This window comes from Mycobacteriales bacterium (assembly GCA_040902655.1).
Lineage (GTDB): Bacteria > Actinomycetota > Actinomycetes > Mycobacteriales > SCTD01 > SCTD01.
Genome location: JBBDWV010000003.1, coordinates 21,489 through 38,987, shown reverse-complemented (window position 1 = coordinate 38,987; position 17,499 = coordinate 21,489). Strand labels below are relative to the sequence as shown.

Annotated in this window: 19 protein-coding genes; all 19 read left to right on the top strand. The window is 74.1% G+C overall.

All coding sequences use genetic code 11. The annotated features are described in order from the left end of the window. Positions 1-3 precede the first annotated feature (3 nt). The 19 genes from WD794_00870 (at position 4) to WD794_00780 (ending at position 17,285) form a co-directional block, all read left to right on the top strand. Positions 4-1,050: a dihydroorotate dehydrogenase gene (locus WD794_00870; protein MEX2288862.1), complete on the top strand. Its 1,047-nt coding sequence runs from the start codon at positions 4-6 to the stop codon at positions 1,048-1,050. After that, entirely contained in the window at positions 1,047-1,733 is a 687-nt protein-coding gene (gene pyrF / locus WD794_00865) for an orotidine-5'-phosphate decarboxylase (GenBank protein MEX2288861.1), read from the top strand. The genes WD794_00870 and pyrF overlap by 4 nt, the downstream gene beginning before the upstream one ends. Before the next feature lie 87 nt (positions 1,734-1,820). Further along, positions 1,821-2,138: an integration host factor, actinobacterial type gene (gene mihF / locus WD794_00860; protein ID MEX2288860.1), complete on the top strand. Its 318-nt coding sequence runs from the start codon at positions 1,821-1,823 to the stop codon at positions 2,136-2,138. After that, positions 2,135-2,689 carry a guanylate kinase gene (gmk, locus tag WD794_00855; GenBank protein ID MEX2288859.1) on the top strand — a complete coding sequence of 185 codons (555 nt, stop codon included), beginning with the start codon at positions 2,135-2,137 and terminating at the stop codon, positions 2,687-2,689. Before mihF ends, gmk begins: the two co-directional genes overlap by 4 nt. A gap of 53 nt (positions 2,690-2,742) precedes the next feature. After that, positions 2,743-3,015, top strand: coding sequence for a DNA-directed RNA polymerase subunit omega (rpoZ, locus tag WD794_00850; GenBank protein MEX2288858.1), 273 nt, complete (start codon positions 2,743-2,745; stop codon positions 3,013-3,015). 31 nt (positions 3,016-3,046) lie between these two features. Further along, the gene (coaBC, locus tag WD794_00845; GenBank protein MEX2288857.1) at positions 3,047-4,258 is read left to right on the top strand and encodes a bifunctional phosphopantothenoylcysteine decarboxylase/phosphopantothenate--cysteine ligase CoaBC; all 1,212 of its coding nucleotides are present in this window, start codon (positions 3,047-3,049) and stop codon (positions 4,256-4,258) included. A 57-nt stretch (positions 4,259-4,315) separates the two neighbouring features. After that, positions 4,316-5,509 (top strand): methionine adenosyltransferase, encoded by a 1,194-nt coding sequence (gene metK, locus WD794_00840; protein ID MEX2288856.1) that lies wholly within the window; start codon positions 4,316-4,318, stop codon positions 5,507-5,509. Between the two features lie 319 nt (positions 5,510-5,828). Next, positions 5,829-7,772: a primosomal protein N' gene (locus tag WD794_00835; protein MEX2288855.1), complete on the top strand. Its 1,944-nt coding sequence runs from the start codon at positions 5,829-5,831 to the stop codon at positions 7,770-7,772. A 9-nt stretch (positions 7,773-7,781) separates the two neighbouring features. Beyond that, positions 7,782-8,330: a peptide deformylase gene (gene def / locus WD794_00830; GenBank protein MEX2288854.1), complete on the top strand. Its 549-nt coding sequence runs from the start codon at positions 7,782-7,784 to the stop codon at positions 8,328-8,330. A gap of 13 nt (positions 8,331-8,343) precedes the next feature. Then, positions 8,344-9,252, top strand: coding sequence for a methionyl-tRNA formyltransferase (gene fmt, locus WD794_00825; GenBank protein MEX2288853.1), 909 nt, complete (start codon positions 8,344-8,346; stop codon positions 9,250-9,252). After that, positions 9,249-10,625 (top strand): transcription antitermination factor NusB, encoded by a 1,377-nt coding sequence (locus WD794_00820; GenBank protein MEX2288852.1) that lies wholly within the window; start codon positions 9,249-9,251, stop codon positions 10,623-10,625. Before fmt ends, WD794_00820 begins: the two co-directional genes overlap by 4 nt. 49 nt (positions 10,626-10,674) lie before the next feature. After that, entirely contained in the window at positions 10,675-11,346 is a 672-nt protein-coding gene (rpe, locus tag WD794_00815) for a ribulose-phosphate 3-epimerase (GenBank protein MEX2288851.1), read from the top strand. A 130-nt stretch (positions 11,347-11,476) separates the two neighbouring features. Next, on the top strand, positions 11,477-12,547 hold the full coding sequence (gene ribD, locus WD794_00810) for a bifunctional diaminohydroxyphosphoribosylaminopyrimidine deaminase/5-amino-6-(5-phosphoribosylamino)uracil reductase RibD (GenBank protein MEX2288850.1): 1,071 nt from the start codon (positions 11,477-11,479) through the stop codon (positions 12,545-12,547). A gap of 1 nt (position 12,548) precedes the next feature. After that, the gene (locus WD794_00805; GenBank protein MEX2288849.1) at positions 12,549-13,172 is read left to right on the top strand and encodes a riboflavin synthase; all 624 of its coding nucleotides are present in this window, start codon (positions 12,549-12,551) and stop codon (positions 13,170-13,172) included. Between the two features lie 23 nt (positions 13,173-13,195). After that, positions 13,196-14,470 carry a bifunctional 3,4-dihydroxy-2-butanone-4-phosphate synthase/GTP cyclohydrolase II gene (locus WD794_00800; protein ID MEX2288848.1) on the top strand — a complete coding sequence of 425 codons (1,275 nt, stop codon included), beginning with the start codon at positions 13,196-13,198 and terminating at the stop codon, positions 14,468-14,470. Continuing rightward, complete coding sequence (gene ribH, locus WD794_00795) at positions 14,467-14,952, top strand: 6,7-dimethyl-8-ribityllumazine synthase (protein ID MEX2288847.1); 486 nt, start codon at positions 14,467-14,469, stop codon at positions 14,950-14,952. The genes WD794_00800 and ribH overlap by 4 nt, the downstream gene beginning before the upstream one ends. Before the next feature lie 14 nt (positions 14,953-14,966). Continuing rightward, on the top strand, positions 14,967-15,842 hold the full coding sequence (gene hisG, locus WD794_00790; protein MEX2288846.1) for an ATP phosphoribosyltransferase: 876 nt from the start codon (positions 14,967-14,969) through the stop codon (positions 15,840-15,842). Further along, on the top strand, positions 15,839-16,789 hold the full coding sequence (locus WD794_00785) for a DMT family transporter (protein ID MEX2288845.1): 951 nt from the start codon (positions 15,839-15,841) through the stop codon (positions 16,787-16,789). The genes hisG and WD794_00785 overlap by 4 nt, the downstream gene beginning before the upstream one ends. A 25-nt stretch (positions 16,790-16,814) precedes the next feature. Next, complete coding sequence (locus WD794_00780) at positions 16,815-17,285, top strand: PH domain-containing protein (GenBank protein MEX2288844.1); 471 nt, start codon at positions 16,815-16,817, stop codon at positions 17,283-17,285. Positions 17,286-17,499: the final 214 nt, after the last annotated feature.

Below are 17,499 nucleotides of genomic sequence, written 5' to 3'. Positions count from 1 at the left end.
GACATGACGACGCGGCTGGCCGGTGTGGACTTCCCCAACCCGGTCTTCACCGCGTCCGGATGCGCTGCCGCCGGTTGGGAGCTGGACCAGTTCTTCGACGTCACGCTGCTCGGCGGCGTCGTCACGAAGTCGATCATGAAGGTGCCACGATCCGGACGGGCCACCCCGCGGATGGCGGAGACCCCGAGCGGGATGCTCAACTCGATCGGCCTGCAGGGGCCGGGCATCGACGCCTTCCTGGACAACGACCTGGCCTGGCTGGCGAGCCGCGGCGCCCGGGCCGTCGTGTCGATCGCGGGCGGCAGCGTCGAGGACTACGCCGTGCTCGCCCGCAGGCTGCGCGGTTCCCCGGCGGTCTCGATGATCGAGGTCAACATCTCCTGCCCCAACGTGGAGGACCGCGGCCAGGTCTTCGCCTGCGACCCGCAGGCCGCCTCCGCTGTCGTCGAGGCCGTGCGCTGGAACACACCCGAGGCGACCCCCGTGTTCGCCAAGCTGAGCCCCGACGTCACCGACATCACGGCCGTCGCGCGGGCCTGCGTCGAGGCCGGCGCCGACGGGCTGTCGGTCATCAACACCCTGCTGGGCATGGTGATCGACACGACGACCATGCGCCCGGCGCTGGCCGGCGTCACCGGCGGCCTGTCCGGCCCGGCGATCCGCCCGGTGGCGGTCCGCTGCGTCTGGCAGGTCCACGCCGCGCTGCCGGACGTGCCGATCCTGGGCATGGGCGGCATCCGTACCGGCCTCGACGCCCTCGAGTTCCTGCTCGCCGGTGCCAGTGCCGTCAGCGTCGGGACGACGGTCTTCGGCGACCCCACCGCGCCCCTGCGGGTGCTCGCCGAGCTCGAACGGGCGCTGGCCGACCGCGGCATCGCGCGGCTGTCCGACGTGGTGGGGCTGGCCCACCGCGCCCCGGAGCCGTCGGTGCCCGAGGCGCACGACCCGCCTGGCGACGACCCGCCGGGCGACGGTGCGCCCGGCGACGACCCGCCGGGCGGCCTGCCCGCGAGCCGGGGGTTCGCCGACGCCTACGAGGAGCAGACATGAGAGCGCCCATCGCCGTGGCCCTGGACGCCCCCGACGCCGAGACGGCCGCCCGCTGGGCGCGCGCGGTCACTCCGCACGTCGCGGTCGTCAAGGTCGGACTGGAGCTGTTCTGCCGCACCGGGCCGTCGATCGTCGACAGCGTGCGCGGCGCATCAGGGGCCGAGCTGTTCCTCGACCTGAAGCTGCACGACATCCCCAACACCGTTGCGGGGGCAGCGAAGTCGGTCGCCCGGCTGAAGCCGCGCTACCTGACCGTGCACGCCAGCGGCGGGCCCGACATGGTCCGTGCCGCCGTCGAGGCGGCCGAGGGCGTCACGATCGCCGCCGTCACGGTCCTCACCTCGATGAGCGACAGCGTGCTGGAGGCCATCGGGCTGGCCGGCCCGTCGACCGACGCCGTCCGCCGTCTTGCGGCCCTCGCCGTGGCCGCCGGCGCCGGCGCGCTGGTCTGCTCGCCGCACGAGGTGGCGGCCGTCCGGCGCGAGGTCGGCCCCGGGGTGACCCTCATCACCCCAGGTGTGCGGCCCGCAGGCAGCGATGCCCAGGACCAGGCGCGCGTCGCGACGCCGGAGCGGGCGCTGGCCGCCGGCGCCGACCTGCTGGTCATCGGCCGTCCCATCACCGGCGCCGCCGATCCGGGCGCCGCGGCCGCCCGGATCGCTGCCGCCCTGCCGCAGCGCTGAGCCGACCGGGCGACGGCACGTTGCCCCGACCGCCCCTCGCCGCTAGGTTCCCGTCGTCCTGCTCAGCCGAATCCCGAGGTGAACCGCGTGCCGCTGCCGCCCCTGACTCCCGAGCAGCGCGCCGCCGCCCTGGAGAAGGCCGCCGCTGCGCGCAAGGCGCGGGCCGCGCTAAAAGTCCGGCTGAAGTCCAGCGGGACCAGCCTGGGCGACGTGCTCACCGACGGCGACACCGACGAGGTGATCGGGAAGATGAAGGTCGTCGCCGTGCTGGAGGCGATGCCGGGGGTCGGCAAGGTACGTGCCCAGAAGATCATGGAGCGGCTCGAGATCTCCCCGTCGCGGCGCGTGCGCGGCCTCGGCAGCAAGCAGCGCCAGGCACTGGTCCGGGAGTTCAGCAGCTCTTGAGCGGTCGTCTCACCGTCCTGTCCGGTCCCTCCGGCGTGGGCAAGGGCAGCGTCGTGCGCGTGCTGCGCACCCGACACCCCGGCGTCTGGCTGTCCGTCAGCGTGACCACGCGCCCGCCCCGGCCGGGGGAGCGCAACGGCGTGGAGTACTTCTTCGTCGATCAGCCGGAGTTCGACCGGATGGTGGTGGCCGGCGAGCTGCTCGAGCACGACGCCCACATGGGCGCGTCGTACGGCACCCCGCGTCGGCCGGTGGAGGAACAGCTCGCTGCAGGCGCGCCCGTTCTGCTCGAGATCGACCTGCACGGCGCCCGGCAGGTCCGCGCCCAGCTGCCCGACGCGCAGCTGGTCTTCCTGGCCCCGCCCTCCGTCGACGAGCTGGCCCGCCGGCTCGTCGGCCGCGGAACGGAGGACCCGGCGAAGGTGCGGGACCGGCTCGAGCGGGCCCGGACGGAGCTGGCCGCCGAGCACGAGTTCGACGTGGTGGTCGTCAACGACGACGTCGAGGCGGCGGCGGACCGGCTGGTAGCCTTGCTCGGGATCCCTTCCTGAGCAGGCCTGTTTTCTGAGCACGGCTCTGTCCGAGCAACGTCTGGAGTTCCCCCGTGGCCGGCACTGTCGCCAACCCGATCGGCATCACCAATCCCCCGATCGACGAGCTGCTCGCCGCCACCGACTCCAAGTACAGCCTGGTCATCTACGCGGCCAAGCGTGCGCGCCAGATCAACGCCTACTACTCCCAGCTCGGCGAGGGCCTGCTGGAGTACGTCGGCCCGCTGGTCGAGACCGGCGTGCAGGAGAAGCCGCTGTCGATCGCGTTGCGTGAGATCAACGGCGGGCTGCTCACGCACGAGCAGGTCGCCGAGCCCGTCCAGTAGGTGAAGGCCCGGCGCCCATGACAGCGCGCCCATGACCGCGCGCCCGAGGGTCGTCCTCGGCGTGGCCGGCGGCGTCGCCGCCTACAAGGCCGTCGAGCTGCTGCGGCGGCTGACCGAGTCCGGCCACGAGGTCACGGTCGTCCCGACCCGGGCGGCGCTGCAGTTCGTCGGCGCCCCGACCTGGGCGGCGCTGTCGGGCCGGCCGGTGAGCGACGACGTCTGGGGCAGCGTGCACGAGGTACCCCACGTCCGCCTCGGTCAGAGCGCCGATCTGGTCGTCGTCGCCCCCGCCACCGCCGACCTGCTGGCCCGCGCCGCGCACGGGCTGGCCGACGATCTGCTCACCAACGTCCTGCTCACCGCTCGTTGCCCGGTACTGCTCGCGCCCGCGATGCACACCGAGATGTGGGAACACCCGGCCACCCGGGCCAACGTCGGCACGCTGCGCGGGCGCGGTGTGCAGGTCGTCGAGCCCGCAGACGGCCGGCTCACCGGGACGGACACCGGCAAGGGTCGGCTGCCTGATCCGGGCGAGCTCTTCGAGCTCTGCCTGCGCGCGCTCGCCGGCCGGCCACAGGACCTCGGGGGCCGCCGCGTCGTCATCTCTGCCGGGGGCACCCGCGAGCACCTCGACCCGGTCCGCTTCCTCGGCAACCGCTCCAGCGGCAAGCAGGGCTACGCGCTCGCTCGTACGGCCGTCGCACGCGGCGCCGAGGTCGTCCTCGTCAGCAGCGCCGGGCTCCCCGACCCGGCCGGCGTGACCGTCCGGCGGGTGACCACCGCGCTCGAGCTGCGCGAGGCCGTCCTCGCCGAGGGCAAGGCCGCTGACGCGGTGGTGATGGCCGCCGCGGTGGCCGACTACCGGCCGGTGGAGCGGCTGGCAGCCAAGCGGAAGAGGACCGCCACCCTGACCGTCGAGCTGGTGCAGAACCCCGACGTGCTCGCCGATCTGGTCAGCGCCCGACGGCCCGGACAGGTGCTGGTCGGCTTCGCGGCCGAGACCGGTGACGCCGACGGCGACGTGCTCACCCACGGCCGCGCCAAGCTGGCGCGCAAGGGCTGCGACCTGCTGGTCGTCAACGAGGTCGGCGAGCCGGGTCACCCGACGGGTTTCGAGGCCGACGCCAACGCGGCGACCGTCCTGGCCGCGGATGGGTTGTCGTACGACGTGCCGCTCGGCAGCAAGGACGCGCTGGCCGACGCCGTGTGGGACCTCGTCGCGGCCCGGCTGCCCGCTCGGTAGGGTGGCCCCGATCGCCTGCGCGCACCTGCGCGAGCCGCTACCCCTTCGAGGAGCCCTGTGTCCCGTCGTCTGTTCACGTCCGAGTCGGTCACCGAGGGGCACCCCGACAAGATCGCCGACGCGATCAGTGACTCCATTCTGGATGCCCTGCTCGAGCAGGACCCGAAGAGCCGCGTCGCCGTCGAGACGCTGATCACCACCGGTCAGGTGCACGTCGCCGGTGAGGTCACGACGGAGGCCTACGCCGACATCCCGACGATCGTGCGCAACACGATCCTCGGGATCGGCTACGACAGCAGCAAGAAGGGCTTCGACGGCGAGAGCTGCGGCGTCAGCGTCTCGATCGGTTCGCAGAGCGCCGACATCGCGCAGGGCGTCGACGACGCGTACGAGACCCGGGTCGGGGGTGAGACCGACGCCCTGGAGAAGCAGGGTGCGGGCGACCAGGGACTGATGTTCGGGTTCGCCTGTGACGAGACGCCCGAGTTCATGCCGCTGCCGATCGCGCTGGCGCACCGGCTGGCCCGGCGGCTCACCCAGGTCCGCAAGGACGGGCTGGTGCCCTACCTGCGCCCGGACGGAAAGACGCAGGTCACCATCGAGTACGTCGACGGCCGGCCCGCGCGCCTCGACACCGTCGTCGTGTCCAGCCAGCACGCCGAGGACATCGACATCGTCAGCCTGCTCACCCCGGACATCGCCGAGCACGTCGTCGCTCCGGAGCTCGTTGAGCTGGGGATCCAGACGGAGGGCTACCGGCTGCTGGTCAACCCGACCGGCAAGTTCGTCATCGGCGGCCCGATGGGCGACGCCGGCCTCACCGGGCGCAAGATCATCGTCGACACGTACGGCGGTTACGCCCGGCACGGCGGCGGCGCGTTCTCCGGCAAGGACCCGTCCAAGGTCGACCGCTCGGCCACCTACGCGATGCGCTGGGTCGCCAAGAACGTCGTCGCCGCAGGTCTGGCGACCCGCTGCGAGGTGCAGGTCGCGTACGCCATCGGCAAGGCCGAGCCGGTCGGGCTGTTCGTCGACACGCAGGGCACCGGCGTCGTCTCCGACGAGGTGCTGCAGGACGCCGTCGTGGAGGTGTTCGACCTGCGCCCGGCCGCGATCATCCGCGACCTGGACCTGCTGCGCCCGATCTACCAGCAGACCAGCGCCTACGGCCACTTCGGCCGCACCGGCGCTGACTTCACCTGGGAGTCCACCGAACGCGCGGAGCTGCTGAAGAAGGCCGCCGGCCAGTAGGTCCGCGTACCCCCTGGGTGATCCACGCCCGCGCACCCTGGTGATCCACGAGGCCCCGCCTGGGGTGATCCACGCGAAGTTTGACGTGGATCTGCGTGCCACATCCACCTGAAACATCGCGTGGATCACCGGGGTCAGCATGCGGCTCACCGCGTGGATCACCGGGGGGTCAGCATGCGGCTCACCGCGTGGATCACCGGGGGTCTCGGTGTCGGGGCTCGCCTCTAACCTCGGGAGAGTGAGCGACGAGGGGGTGCTGCCGCTGGGGCTGAAGCCGCCCCGTGCTCCCGCAGCGCGCAAGGCCAAGCCCCCGCCTGCTCTGGCCGAGCACCTGCCCGTCGCGCGGGTCGTCGTCGACACCGGACTCGCGCACCTGGACCGGCCCTTCGACTATGCGGTGCCGGCCGCCGCGGCCGAGGACGCGCTGCCGGGCGTACGGGTCCGGGTCCGCTTTGCCGGGCGGCTGGTCGACGGCTGGCTCCTCGAGCGGCTCGACGCCAGCGAGCATCTCGGCCGGCTGGCCCCGCTGTCCGTCGTCAGCCCCGAGCGGGTCCTTCCGGCCGAGGTCGCCGCGCTCGCCCGCGCAGTCGCCGACCGCACCGCCGGCACACTGCCGGACGTGCTGCGGCTGGCCGTGCCGCCCCGGCACGCACGGGTCGAGGCGGAGTCGCCGCCGCGCCCCGCACCCCCCGCCCCCGCGCAGGTCGCTCCCGAACCCCCAGCCCCTGAACCCGGAAGCTGGAGCCGCTACCCCGCGGGCCCGGCGTTCCTGTCCGCGCTCGCGGCCGGGCGCTCACCCCGAGCCGTCTGGACCGCCCTGCCGGGACCCACCTGGCCGGACGAGATCGCGCTGGCCGTACGGGCCTGCGCCACCAGTGGCCGCGGGGCCCTGGTCGTCGTGCCCGACGCGCGCGACCTGGAGCGGGTGACCGGAGCCCTCGCCACCGCCGGTGTCCCGGCCGCCTCGCTCAGCGCGGACCTCGGGCCCGCCGAGCGCTACCGCCGGTGGCTGTCCGTCCTGCGGGGTGCCGTCTCGGTCGCCGTCGGCACCCGGGCCACGGCCTTCGCGCCGGTCCGCGACCTCGGCCTGGTCGTGATCTGGGACGACGGCGACGACCTGCACGCCGAGCCGCGGGCGCCCTACCCGCACGTACGCGAGGTCCTCGCCCTGCGCGCCCACCTCACCGGCGCCGCCGTGCTGGTCGCCGGCCATGCGCGCACGGCGGAGGCGCAGCTGCTGCTCGACACCGGCTGGGCCAGGCCGCTGGCCGCGGAGCGGGCGCAGGTCCGGGCGGCGGCGCCCGCCGTGGACGGTACCGGTGAGGAGCAGCTCGCCCGGGATCCCGGAGCGCAGGCCGCCCGACTGCCCGCCGCCGCCTTCGACGCCGCCCGCGCCGCGCTCGGCGAGGGTGCGCCGGTGCTCGTGCAGGTCCCGCGGCGCGGCTACGTCCCGAGCCTGGCCTGCGACCGCGACCGCACACCGGCGCGCTGTCCCGGCTGCGCCGGACCGCTGGCCTCGACAGCCGGGAACGCGGTCGCCGGCTGTCGATGGTGCGGCCGCCTCGCGGGGGACTGGCGCTGCCCGGAGTGCGACGGCCGGCGGATGCGGGCCACGGTCGTCGGTGCTGTGCGGACCGCCGAGGAGCTGGGCCGCGCCTTTCCCGGCACCGCCGTCCGGACGTCCGGGCGCGACAGCGTGCTGTCCCGGGTCGCGGCCGAGCCGGCGCTGGTCGTCAGCACGCCCGGGGCCGAGCCGGTGGCCGACGGCGGCTACGGCGCGGTGCTGCTGCTCGACGGCTGGGCGGCGCTCGGGCGGGCCGACCTGCGCGCGGGCGAGGAGGCGCTGCGGCGATGGTTAGCCCCAGCGGCGCGCGCCCGGCCGGCGCCGCGGGGCCGGGTCGTCGTGGTCGCCGACCGTGCGCTGGCCCCGGTGCAGGCGCTGGTGCGCTGGGACCCGGCCGGCGCCGCCGAGCGGGAGCTGGCCGAACGCACCGTGCTGGGCTTTCCGCCGACGGTCCGGATGGCGTCGGTCGAGGGTCCGTCGGCTGCCGTCAACGACCTGCTCGCGGCGCTGCCGGAGCCGATCCGCGCCGACCTGCTGGGCCCGGTGCCGGGTCGCGGCGACACCGAGCGGGTGCTGCTACGCGCCCCCCGGACACGGGGCGCCGAGCTCGCCGCTGCTCTCAAGGCCGCGGCCGGTTTGCGCAGCGCGCGCAAGGGCGAGCCGGTCCGCATCGAGTTCGACCCCCGGACCCTCGCCTAGGCTGTTCCGGTGTCCACCCGACCGATCCGCCTGCTCGGCGACCCCGTCCTGCGCACCCCCGCGGTCGAGGTGACCACCTTCGACAAGGAGCTGCGGACCCTCGTCAAGGACCTCGCCGACACGATGATCGAGGCCCCTGGCGTGGGGCTCGCCGCTCCGCAGATCGGGGTCGGCCTGCGGGTGTTCGTCTACGACGTCGACGACGTCCTCGGGCACCTGATCAACCCGGTGCTGCACTTCCCCACCGACGAGGAGCAGGACGGCCCCGAGGGCTGCCTGTCGCTCCCGGACCTGACCTTCGACTGCGTGCGCAAGGCGCACGTCGTCGCGCACGGGCAGAACGTCCACGGCGACCCGGTCACGATCTCCGGCAGCGACCTGCTCGCCCGCTGCGTGCAGCACGAGACCGACCACCTCGACGGTGTGCTGTTCATCGACCGGCTCGACGCCGAGACCAAGAAGGCGGCGATGGAGGCCATCCGCAACGCCGAGTGGGCGAACCAGCCCCCGCCGGTGGTCAAGGCCAGCCCGCACCCGCTGTTCGGGCGCGCGCGCTGAGGCCTTCGACGACGTGAGGCTCGTCCTCGCCGGCACCCCGCGGGCCGCCGTGCCCTCGCTGGAGGCGTTGCTCGCCAGCCGGCACGACCTCATCGCTGTCCTCACCCGCCCCGACGCTCCCGCCGGCCGCGGCCGGACGTTGCGGCCGAGTCCGGTGCGCGAGCGTGCGCAGGCCGCCGGCGTGGAGGTCCTCACACCCGGCCACCCTCGGGACGAGGCGTTCCAGGCTCGGCTGCGCGAGCTGGCTCCGGACTGCTGCCCCGTCGTCGCGTACGGGGCGCTGCTGCCGCAGCCGGTGCTCGACATCCCCAGGTTGGGCTGGGTGAACCTGCACTTCTCGTTGCTGCCGGCCTGGCGCGGGGCGGCGCCGGTCCAGCACGCCGTGCTGCACGGCGACGAGGTCACCGGTGCCACCACCTTCCGGCTCGAGGCCGGCATGGACACCGGTCCGGTCTTCGGCGTGGTCACCGAGCCGGTGCGGCCGGACGACACCAGCGGCGACCTGCTGGAGCGGCTCGCCGGTGCGGGCGCCGGGCTGCTCGTCGCCACCCTGGACGGGCTCGAGGAGGGGGTGCTGCAGGCCGTGCCGCAGCCTCCCGACGGTGTCAGCCTCGCTCCGAAGATCACCGTGGACGAGGCGCGGGTCGACTGGTCGGCGCCGGCGATCCGCGTCGACCGCCTCGTGCGCGCCTGCACCCCTGCCCCCGGTGCCTGGACGACGCTCCGCGGCAAGCGGGTCAAGCTCGGCCCGGTCACCGTCACCGAGCAGGTGCTGGCTCCGGGGGAGCTCCGGGACGGGCTGGTCGGCACCGGGACGACAGCCGTACGGCTGGGCGGAGTTCGTCCGGAGGGCAAGGGGGCGATGCCGACGGCCGACTGGCTGCGCGGTCTCCGGCTGGAGCCGGGGGAGCGGCTCGCATGACACCGCCGCCCCCGAAGGCACGCCGGGCTACGCGTCCCTACCGGCCGCCGGCCGACGATCAGCCGCGCCGCGCCGCGTACGACGTGCTCGAGGCGGTCCGGACCAGGGATGCCTACGCCAACCTGGTGCTGCCCGTTCTGCTCCGCGAGCGCGGAATCTCCGGGCGGGACGCCGCGCTCGCGACCGAGCTGGCCTACGGCGCCCTGCGCGCACAGGGGCTGTACGACGCGGTGATCTCGGCCTGCGTCGACCGGCCGCTCGCGCAGGTCGACCCGCCCGTGCTGGACGTGCTCCGGCTGGGGGCCCACCAACTGCTGCGCACCCGGATCCCGCCGCACGCGGCGGTGTCCGCCACCGTGGATCTCGCCCGGCGGGTCGTCAGCGCCGGCCCGGTCGCGTTCGTCAACGCCGTGCTGCGCAAGATCGCCGCGAAGGACCTGACGGCCTGGGTGGCCGAGCTGGCGCCGGCCGACGACCGGCTCGGGGCGCTGGCGTTCGAGCACAGCCACCCGAAGTGGATCGCCAGCGCCTTCCGTGACGCGCTGAGGGGGGACCTCTGGCAGACCGGTGCGGCGCTCGCCGCCGACGACAGCCGGCCCGAGGTGCACCTGGTGGCCCGGCGGGTGCCTCGCGAGGAGCTGGTCAGCCAGAGCGGAGGCACCGCCGGGCCCTGGTCACCGCTGGCCGTCCGGCTTTCCGAAGGTGATCCCGCCGCGATCGGCGCCGTCCGGCACGGCCTGGCCGGCGTGCAGGACGAGGGCAGCCAGCTGATGGCGCTGGCGCTGGCCGCCGCGCCCCTCGACGGGCCGGACCGGCTGTGGGTGGACCTGTGCGCAGGTCCCGGCGGCAAGGCCGCGCTGCTCGACGTGCTCGCCGGCGAGCGTGGCGCGCGGCTGGTCGCCTTCGAGGCGCAGCACCACAGGTCCCGGCTGGTGCGGCGCAGCGCGACGACCCGGGTGGTCACCACCGATGCGCGCCGGCCGCCCCTGGCGCCGGGCACCGCGGACCGGGTCCTGCTGGACGCGCCCTGCAGCGGTCTCGGCGCGCTGCGCCGGCGGCCCGAGGCGCGCTGGCGCCGCACGCCCGCGGACCTGCCGCGACTGACCCGGCTGCAGGGCGAGCTGCTCGACGCCGCCGTCGGCTTGCTGCGGCCCGGCGGGTTGCTGGCCTACGTCACCTGCTCCCCGCACCTGGCCGAGACTGTCGTCCCGGTGTCGGACGTCCTGCGCCGGCACGGCGAGCTCGAGCAGCTCGACGCCCGGCCGCTGCTGCCCGGGGTGCCCGACCTCGGCGGCGGCCCGCAGGTGCAGCTCTGGCCGCACCTGCACGGCACCGACGCGATGTTCCTCGCGCTCCTGCGCCGCCGCGCGTGACAAAGACCGTGAACGGCCTAGTCTCCGGCAGACCCTGAGGAGGAGCCCCGTGTCCCGTCACGCCCAGATCTCGCCCAGCATCCTGTCTGCGGACTTCGCCCGGCTGTCCGACGAGCTCGCCCGCATCGACGGCGCCGCCGACTGGGCGCACGTCGACGTCATGGACAACCACTTCGTCCCCAACCTCACGATCGGGCTGCCGGTCGTCGAGGCGATCCTGAAGACCTCGGCGATCCCGGTGGACTGCCACCTGATGATCGCGGACCCTGACCGCTGGGCACCGGCGTTCGCCGAGGCCGGGGCCGGCAGCGTCACCTTCCACGTCGAGGCTGCCGCGGCGCCGGTGCGGCTGGCGCGCGCGTTGCGTACCGAGGGGGCCCGGGCGGGCATGGCCCTGAAGCCTGCGACACCCGTGGAGCCGTACGCCGACCTGCTGACGGAGCTGGACATGCTCCTGCTGATGACGGTGGAACCGGGCTTCGGCGGTCAGGCCTTCCTCGACATGGTGCTGCCCAAGATCCGGCGTGCCCGCCAGCTCATCGGCGATCTCGACGTCTGGCTGCAGGTCGACGGCGGGGTGAGCGAGGAGACCATCGAGCGCTGCGCCGAGGCGGGCGCCGACGTCTTCGTCGCCGGCTCCGCCGTCTACGGCAAGGACGACCCGGCCAAGGCCGTGGAGGCCCTGCGGGCGCGCGCCCAGCCGCTGGTCGGCGGCTCCTGACCAGGGGATCCGGCGCTGCGCCGTCGCCCGCACCGACTGACCGCAGCGCATGGCAGACTGGCAGCGACAGTCACGCGCGCTCCGGGGCAGGTGCGATTCCTGACCGGCGGTGAGTGCGAGGGGACCGGCAGTGGCCAGCGACACCGAGACGAGCGCCCTCCGGCGCGCTGTCGCGCTGTCCGTCCGCGCCCTCGGCAGCACCAGCCCCAACCCACCGGTCGGGGCCGTCGTGCTCGACGCCGCGGGGCAGGTCGTCGGCGAGGGCTGGACCCGCCCACCCGGTGGACCGCACGCCGAGGTCGTCGCCCTGGAGCAGGCCGGGCCCAGGGCCGCCGGCGGCACCGCCGTGGTCACGCTGGAGCCCTGCCGGCACATCGGCCGCACCGGACCCTGCACGACCGCGCTGCTGGAGGCCGGCATCGCCCGCGTGGTCACCGCCTGCACCGATCCCACTGGGCCGGCGGGTGGCGGCGCCGCGGTGCTGCGCTCCGCCGGGGTCGAGGTCGAGACCGGTGTGCTGGCCGAGGAGGTCGCCCGGGGGCCGCTCGAGGCCTGGTTGGTCAGCCGAGCGCTCGGCCGGCCGTTCGTGACGTGGAAGTACGCCGCCACCCTGGACGGCCGCAGTGCCGCCGCGGACGGCACCAGCCGCTGGATCACCTCGGCGGCTTCCCGGCAGGACGTCCACCGCCTGCGCGGCGAGGTCGACGCGGTGCTGGCCGGTGTGGGCACCGTGCTGGCCGACGACCCGCTGCTCGACACCCGCCCCGACCCCGGGCACCAGCCGCTGCGAGTGATCATCGACACCCGCGCACGTACTCCACCGACCGCCCGGGCGCTGGCCGGGGACGCCCCCGCACTGGTGGTCACCGGGCCGCTGCTCGACGATCCCGGCTACCGGCACCACCGCGCGGTCGGGTGCAGCGACGGGCGGGTCGACCTCGGCGAGCTGCTCGCGCTGCTCCAGGCCCAGTACGACGTCGTCAGCGCGCTGCTGGAGGGCGGGCCGACCCTGGCGGGTGGATTTGTCGCGCAGGGCCTCGTCGACCGCGTCGTCGGCTACGTCGCGCCGGCCCTGCTGGGGAACGGTCCCGCCGCGCTGGGCGACGTCGGTGCGGGAACGATCTCCGCCGCACACCGGTTGCGACTCGATGACGTCACCCGCACCGGCGACGACGTGCGCTTGACGATGAGGAGAACCTGAGATGTTCACCGGCATCGTCGAGGAGCTCGGCGAGGTGGTCGGCGTCGACCCGCTGCAGGACGCCTGCCGGCTGACGGTCCGGGGGCCGTTGGTCACCAGCGACGCCGGCTCCGGCGACTCCATCTGCGTCAACGGCGTCTGCCTGACCGTGGTCGACCACACCGGCGGGACGTTCACCGCCGACGTCATGGCCGAGACGCTGCGCCGGTCCTCGCTGGGCGCCGTCACGGTCGGCAGCCCGGTCAACCTCGAGCGGGCCGTGCGCGTCCGCGACCGGCTCGGCGGGCACGTCGTCCAGGGTCACGTGGACGGCACCGGCACGATCGCCGAGACCACCGCACAGGAGCACTGGACAGTCGTGCGGGTGAGCCTGCCGCCGGAGCTCACCCGCTACGTCGTGGAAAAGGGCTCCATCACCGTCGACGGGGTCTCGCTGACCGTCAGCGCCCTCGGCTCCGACTGGTTCGAGGTCAGCCTCGTGCCGACCACGCTCGCGCTCACCACCCTCGGTGCCAAGGCGCCCGGTGACCCGGTCAACCTGGAGGTCGACGTCCTGGCCAAGTACGTGGAGAAGCTGCTGCTCGCCGGGGTCCGCCCGCCGACGCCGAAAGAGGAGACCGCGTGACCGCCGAAGCAGCCCCTTCCCCGCTGGCCGGGCTCGACTCGATCGAGCGGGCGGTCGCCGACATCGCCGCAGGCAAGGCCGTCGTCGTCGTCGACGACGAGGACCGGGAGAACGAGGGCGACCTCATCTTCGCCGCCGAGAAGGCGACGCCGGAGCTGGTCGCCTTCATGATCCGCTACACCTCCGGCTACATCTGCGTACCGATGACCGGGGAGGACCTGGACCGGCTCGAGATCCCGCTCATGGTCGGCGCGAACCAGGAGCGGATGCGCACCGCCTACACGATCACCGTCGACGCGCGCACCGGCATCAGCACCGGCATCTCGGCCGCCGACCGCGCCCGCACGATGCAGGTGCTGTCCGACCCCGCGACGACGCCGTACGACCTGACGCGCCCCGGGCACATCAATCCGCTGCGCGCGCTCGAGGGCGGCGTGCTGCGCCGCGCCGGCCACACCGAGGCCGCAGTCGATCTCTGCCGACTGGCGGGGCTTCGCCCCGTCGGCGTGATCTGCGAGATCGTCAGCGAGAAGGCCGGCCACGACATGGCCCGCCTCGACGAACTCAAGGTCTTCGCGGCCGAGCACAGCCTGTCGATCATCTCGATCGCCGACCTGATCGCCTGGCGCCGGCGCACCGAGTCGCAGGTGCAGCGGGTGGCGGAGGCCGTCATTCCCACCCGGCACGGCGATTTCAGGGCGGTCGGCTACCAGTCCAAGCTGGACGACGCCGACCACGTCGCGCTGGTCAAGGGCGACCTCGGCGACGGCCAGGACGTCCTCGTCCGCGTGCACTCCGAGTGCCTGACCGGCGACGTCTTCGGTTCGCGCCGCTGCGACTGCGGGCCGCAGCTGGACGCGGCGCTGGAGGCCGTCGACCGCGAGGGACGCGGCGTCGTGCTCTACGTCCGCGGTCACGAGGGACGCGGCATCGGGCTGATGCACAAGCTCCAGGCCTACTCGCTGCAGGACTCCGGCTCCGACACCGTCGACGCCAACCTCGAGCTCGGCCTGCCGGCCGACGCCCGCGACTACGGCACCGGAGCGCAGATCCTCGTCGACCTCGGCATCCGCACGATGCGGCTGCTCACCAACAACCCCACCAAGCGCGCGGGGCTCGAGGGCTACGGGCTGGAGATCATCGGCCGGCAGGCGCTCCCCGTGCACGCCACGAAGGAGAACCTGCGCTACCTCAAGACCAAACGCGACCGGATGGGCCACGACCTGCCCGGGCTCGCCGCTTTCGAGGACGAACCCACCGAGGCCAGTGCCTCCGCGGTGGACGGGGTGCAGTCGTGAGCGGCGTCGGCGCGCCGGTCGCCGGGCCGGTCGACGCCCGCGGGCTCACGCTCGCCATCGTCGCCGCCCGCTGGCACGACGAGGTCACCAGCGCCCTGCTCGCCTCGGCGGTGCGTGCAGCGCAGGACTGCGGCGTGGACGAGCCGACGGTGGTGCGCGTCTACGGCGCCGTCGAGCTGCCGGTCGTCGCGCAGGCCCTGGCCGCCACGCACGACGCGGTCGCCGCACTGGGCCTGGTGCTGCGCGGCGGCACCCCGCACTTCCAGTACGTCTGCCAGGCCGTGACGTACGGCCTGAGCCGGGTGTCGCTGGACAGCCACACCCCGGTGGGCAACGGCGTGCTCACCTGTGACACCGAGGTGCAGGCCCGTGAGCGGTCCGGGCTCCCCGGCTCGCGCGAGGCCAAGGGCCGCGAGGCCGTCCTCGCTGCCCTGGACACCGCCGTCACGATCAAGCAGCTCCGCACCGGCACCCACACCTGAGAGAAGGCACTTTCTTGCTCGCGATCGTCCTGCCGAAGGGCAGTTTGGAGAAGCAGGTCCTCGAGCTGTTCTCAGCCGCCGACCTCCACGTCGTCCGGGGCGGGGACCGCGACTACCACGCGCGCGTCGACGACCCGCGCATCGACAAGGTCCGGTTCCTGCGCCCGCAGGAGATCCCGACCTATGTCGAGCAGGGCATCTTCGACCTCGGCATCAGCGGCCGCGACTGGGTCACCGAGACCGCGGCCGACGTCGTCAGCCTCGGCGAGATCGGCGGTGGCCGGGCCGGCGAGGCGCTCGTCAGCGTCGTGCTCGCCGTGCCCAAGGAGTCGCCGTGGAACTCCGTGGCGGACCTGCCGGACGGGGTGCGTATCTCGACCGAGATGCCGGAGACGACCCGTCGGTTCCTCGAGGAGCACGGGGTGAAGGCGAAGGTCTTCACCAGTCACGGCGCCACCGAAGCCAAGATCCCGGACATCGTCGACGCGATCGTCGACCTCACCGAGACCGGGTCGTCGCTGCGCAAGGCCGGCCTGAAGATCATCGCAACGCTGCTCACCAGCCGGACCGAGCTGCTCGCGAACCGGGCGGCGTACGACGACCCGGCCAAACGCGCGGCCATGGACGACATCGTCGTCCTGCTCGAGGGGGCGCTGCGGGCGCGCGGGCACGTGCTGCTCAAGCTGAACGTGATGGCGGCGCAGCTCGACGAGGTGATCGCGGTCCTGCCGGCGATGGCCTCGCCCACCGTCATGGCGCTCGCAGCGGGGGACATGCGGGCGCTCGAGACCGTCGTGCCGAAGAAGGGCGTCAACACCCTCATCCCGGCGCTCAAGGCCGCCGGTGCGCGCGACATCCTCGAGCTGCCGATCTCCAAGATCGTCGAGTGAGCGCGCCGGTCACCGCGCCGGCTCCCGTTCCGCCGCGTTCCGCGTCGCCTGCGCTCGCCGCGGCCGTCGTCGCCGGCGCCCTCGTCGCGGTGCAGCAGCGACTCAACGGCGAACTCAAGACCGCACTGACCGATGCCCTGCTGACCGCCGTGGTGTCCTTCGGCACCGGACTGCTGGCCGTGCTGGCCGTCGTGCTGTCCCGACCGGCCGCCCGCGCCGCCTTCGGCCTGGTGCGCCAGGTGCCGTGGCCGCAGCGGCTCGGGGGACTGGGAGGTGCGCTGCTGGTGGCCGTGGGGGCTGCCGCGGCGCCCGAGATCGGTGTGGCCCTGCTGACCGTGGGGCTGGTGGCCGGCCAGACCGGCGGTGGTCTGCTGGTCGACCGGCTGGGGCTGGGGCCCGGCGGGGCCCACGCGCTGACGCTCCCCCGGATCGGTGGCGCGGCGTTGTGCCTGGTCGCCGTCGGCATCAGCGTCCTCGGTGAGGGCGCCCGCAGCGCCGACCCGCTGCTGCTGGTGCTGGTCGTGCTCGCCGGGCTTGGCGTCGCGGTGCAGCAGGCGCTCAACGGCCGGGTGCGTCGCAGCACCGGCGACGCCGGGGTGGCGGTGCTCGTCAACTTCCTGGTGGGTGGCGCCGCGCTGGTCCTCGGCTGGCTGGTGCACGTGGCGTACTCCGGACTCCAGGTCGGCCCCTGGCCCGGTCCGGAGCAGTGGTACCTCTACGCCGGTGGCCCGTTGGGCGCGGCCTTCGTGGCGGTCGCCGCGCTGACGGTGCGCCGACTCGGCGTCCTGCGGCTCGGTCTGGCGATCATCTCGGGTCAACTCGTCGGGGCGCTGCTGCTCGACCTGACCGTCCCGGTGCACGACCAGGCGGTCGACGTCCTCACCGTTGTCGGCGTGCTGCTCACGATGGTGGCGGTCGCCATCAGTGGTCGGGCGGCGCGGCCGTGACCCGATCCCTGGTCGGGGCACCGGCATGACCACCCCAGCCCCGGTCGTCAGCCGGCCGGTCCGGCTGACCCGTGTCTGCTGGGGCGTCGCCGCCCTGATCCTGGTGGTCTTCACCGTTCTCGCCGTCGCGCTCGGCCGCGGCGAGCCGGGCGCGGCGCAGTTCCGGCTGGCCGACCAGATCGCGATGGTCCTGCTCGGCGCGATCATCGCCGGCGCCGTACTGACCCTGACCCGCGCGCGGGTGGTGGCCGACGACGCCGGCCTCCGGGTCCGGAATGTCGCCGGCGAACGCACGCTGCCCTGGCAGGTGGTCCGCGCGGTGCGGCTGGACGACGGCGCCCCCTGGGCCAGTCTCGACCTCCAGGACGACGACACGGTCGCTTTGCTCGGGATCCAGGCCAACGACGGCGAGCGTGCCGTGGACGCCGTCCTGGCGTTGCGCGCCCTGCTCCGGGCGAGCCGTGATCCGCTTCCTCCGACGGAGGGCCACATCTGACGATCGGATGACAGTTCGGCTGTTTTCCGGCGCGACGGCGACCGGCTCCGCAGACTTCTGCCCGAGAAGCTCTCGAGTAGCGCGGGATGCCCGCCGAACCCTTGGACATGCCCGTGCCGACCCGCCCCGCCACCCTCGCCGCCGCCCTCGCTGTCGCTCTCGGCCTGCTGACGGGGCCCGCCTCCGCGGTGGTTCTCGGTCCGCACGACGCCTT

What these genes read in the sequence shown, in the direction of transcription:
- WD794_00870 (MEX2288862.1), top strand. Translation starts at nt 4, where the DNA reads ATGACGACGCGGCTGGCCGGTGTGGACTTCCCCAACCCGGTCTTCACC.
- pyrF (MEX2288861.1), top strand. Translation starts at nt 1,047, where the DNA reads ATGAGAGCGCCCATCGCCGTGGCCCTGGACGCCCCCGACGCCGAGACG.
- coaBC (MEX2288857.1), top strand. Translation starts at nt 3,047, where the DNA reads ATGACCGCGCGCCCGAGGGTCGTCCTCGGCGTGGCCGGCGGCGTCGCC.
- WD794_00820 (MEX2288852.1), top strand. Translation starts at nt 9,249, where the DNA reads ATGACACCGCCGCCCCCGAAGGCACGCCGGGCTACGCGTCCCTACCGG.
- WD794_00805 (MEX2288849.1), top strand. Translation starts at nt 12,549, where the DNA reads ATGTTCACCGGCATCGTCGAGGAGCTCGGCGAGGTGGTCGGCGTCGAC.
- WD794_00780 (MEX2288844.1), top strand. Translation starts at nt 16,815, where the DNA reads ATGACCACCCCAGCCCCGGTCGTCAGCCGGCCGGTCCGGCTGACCCGT.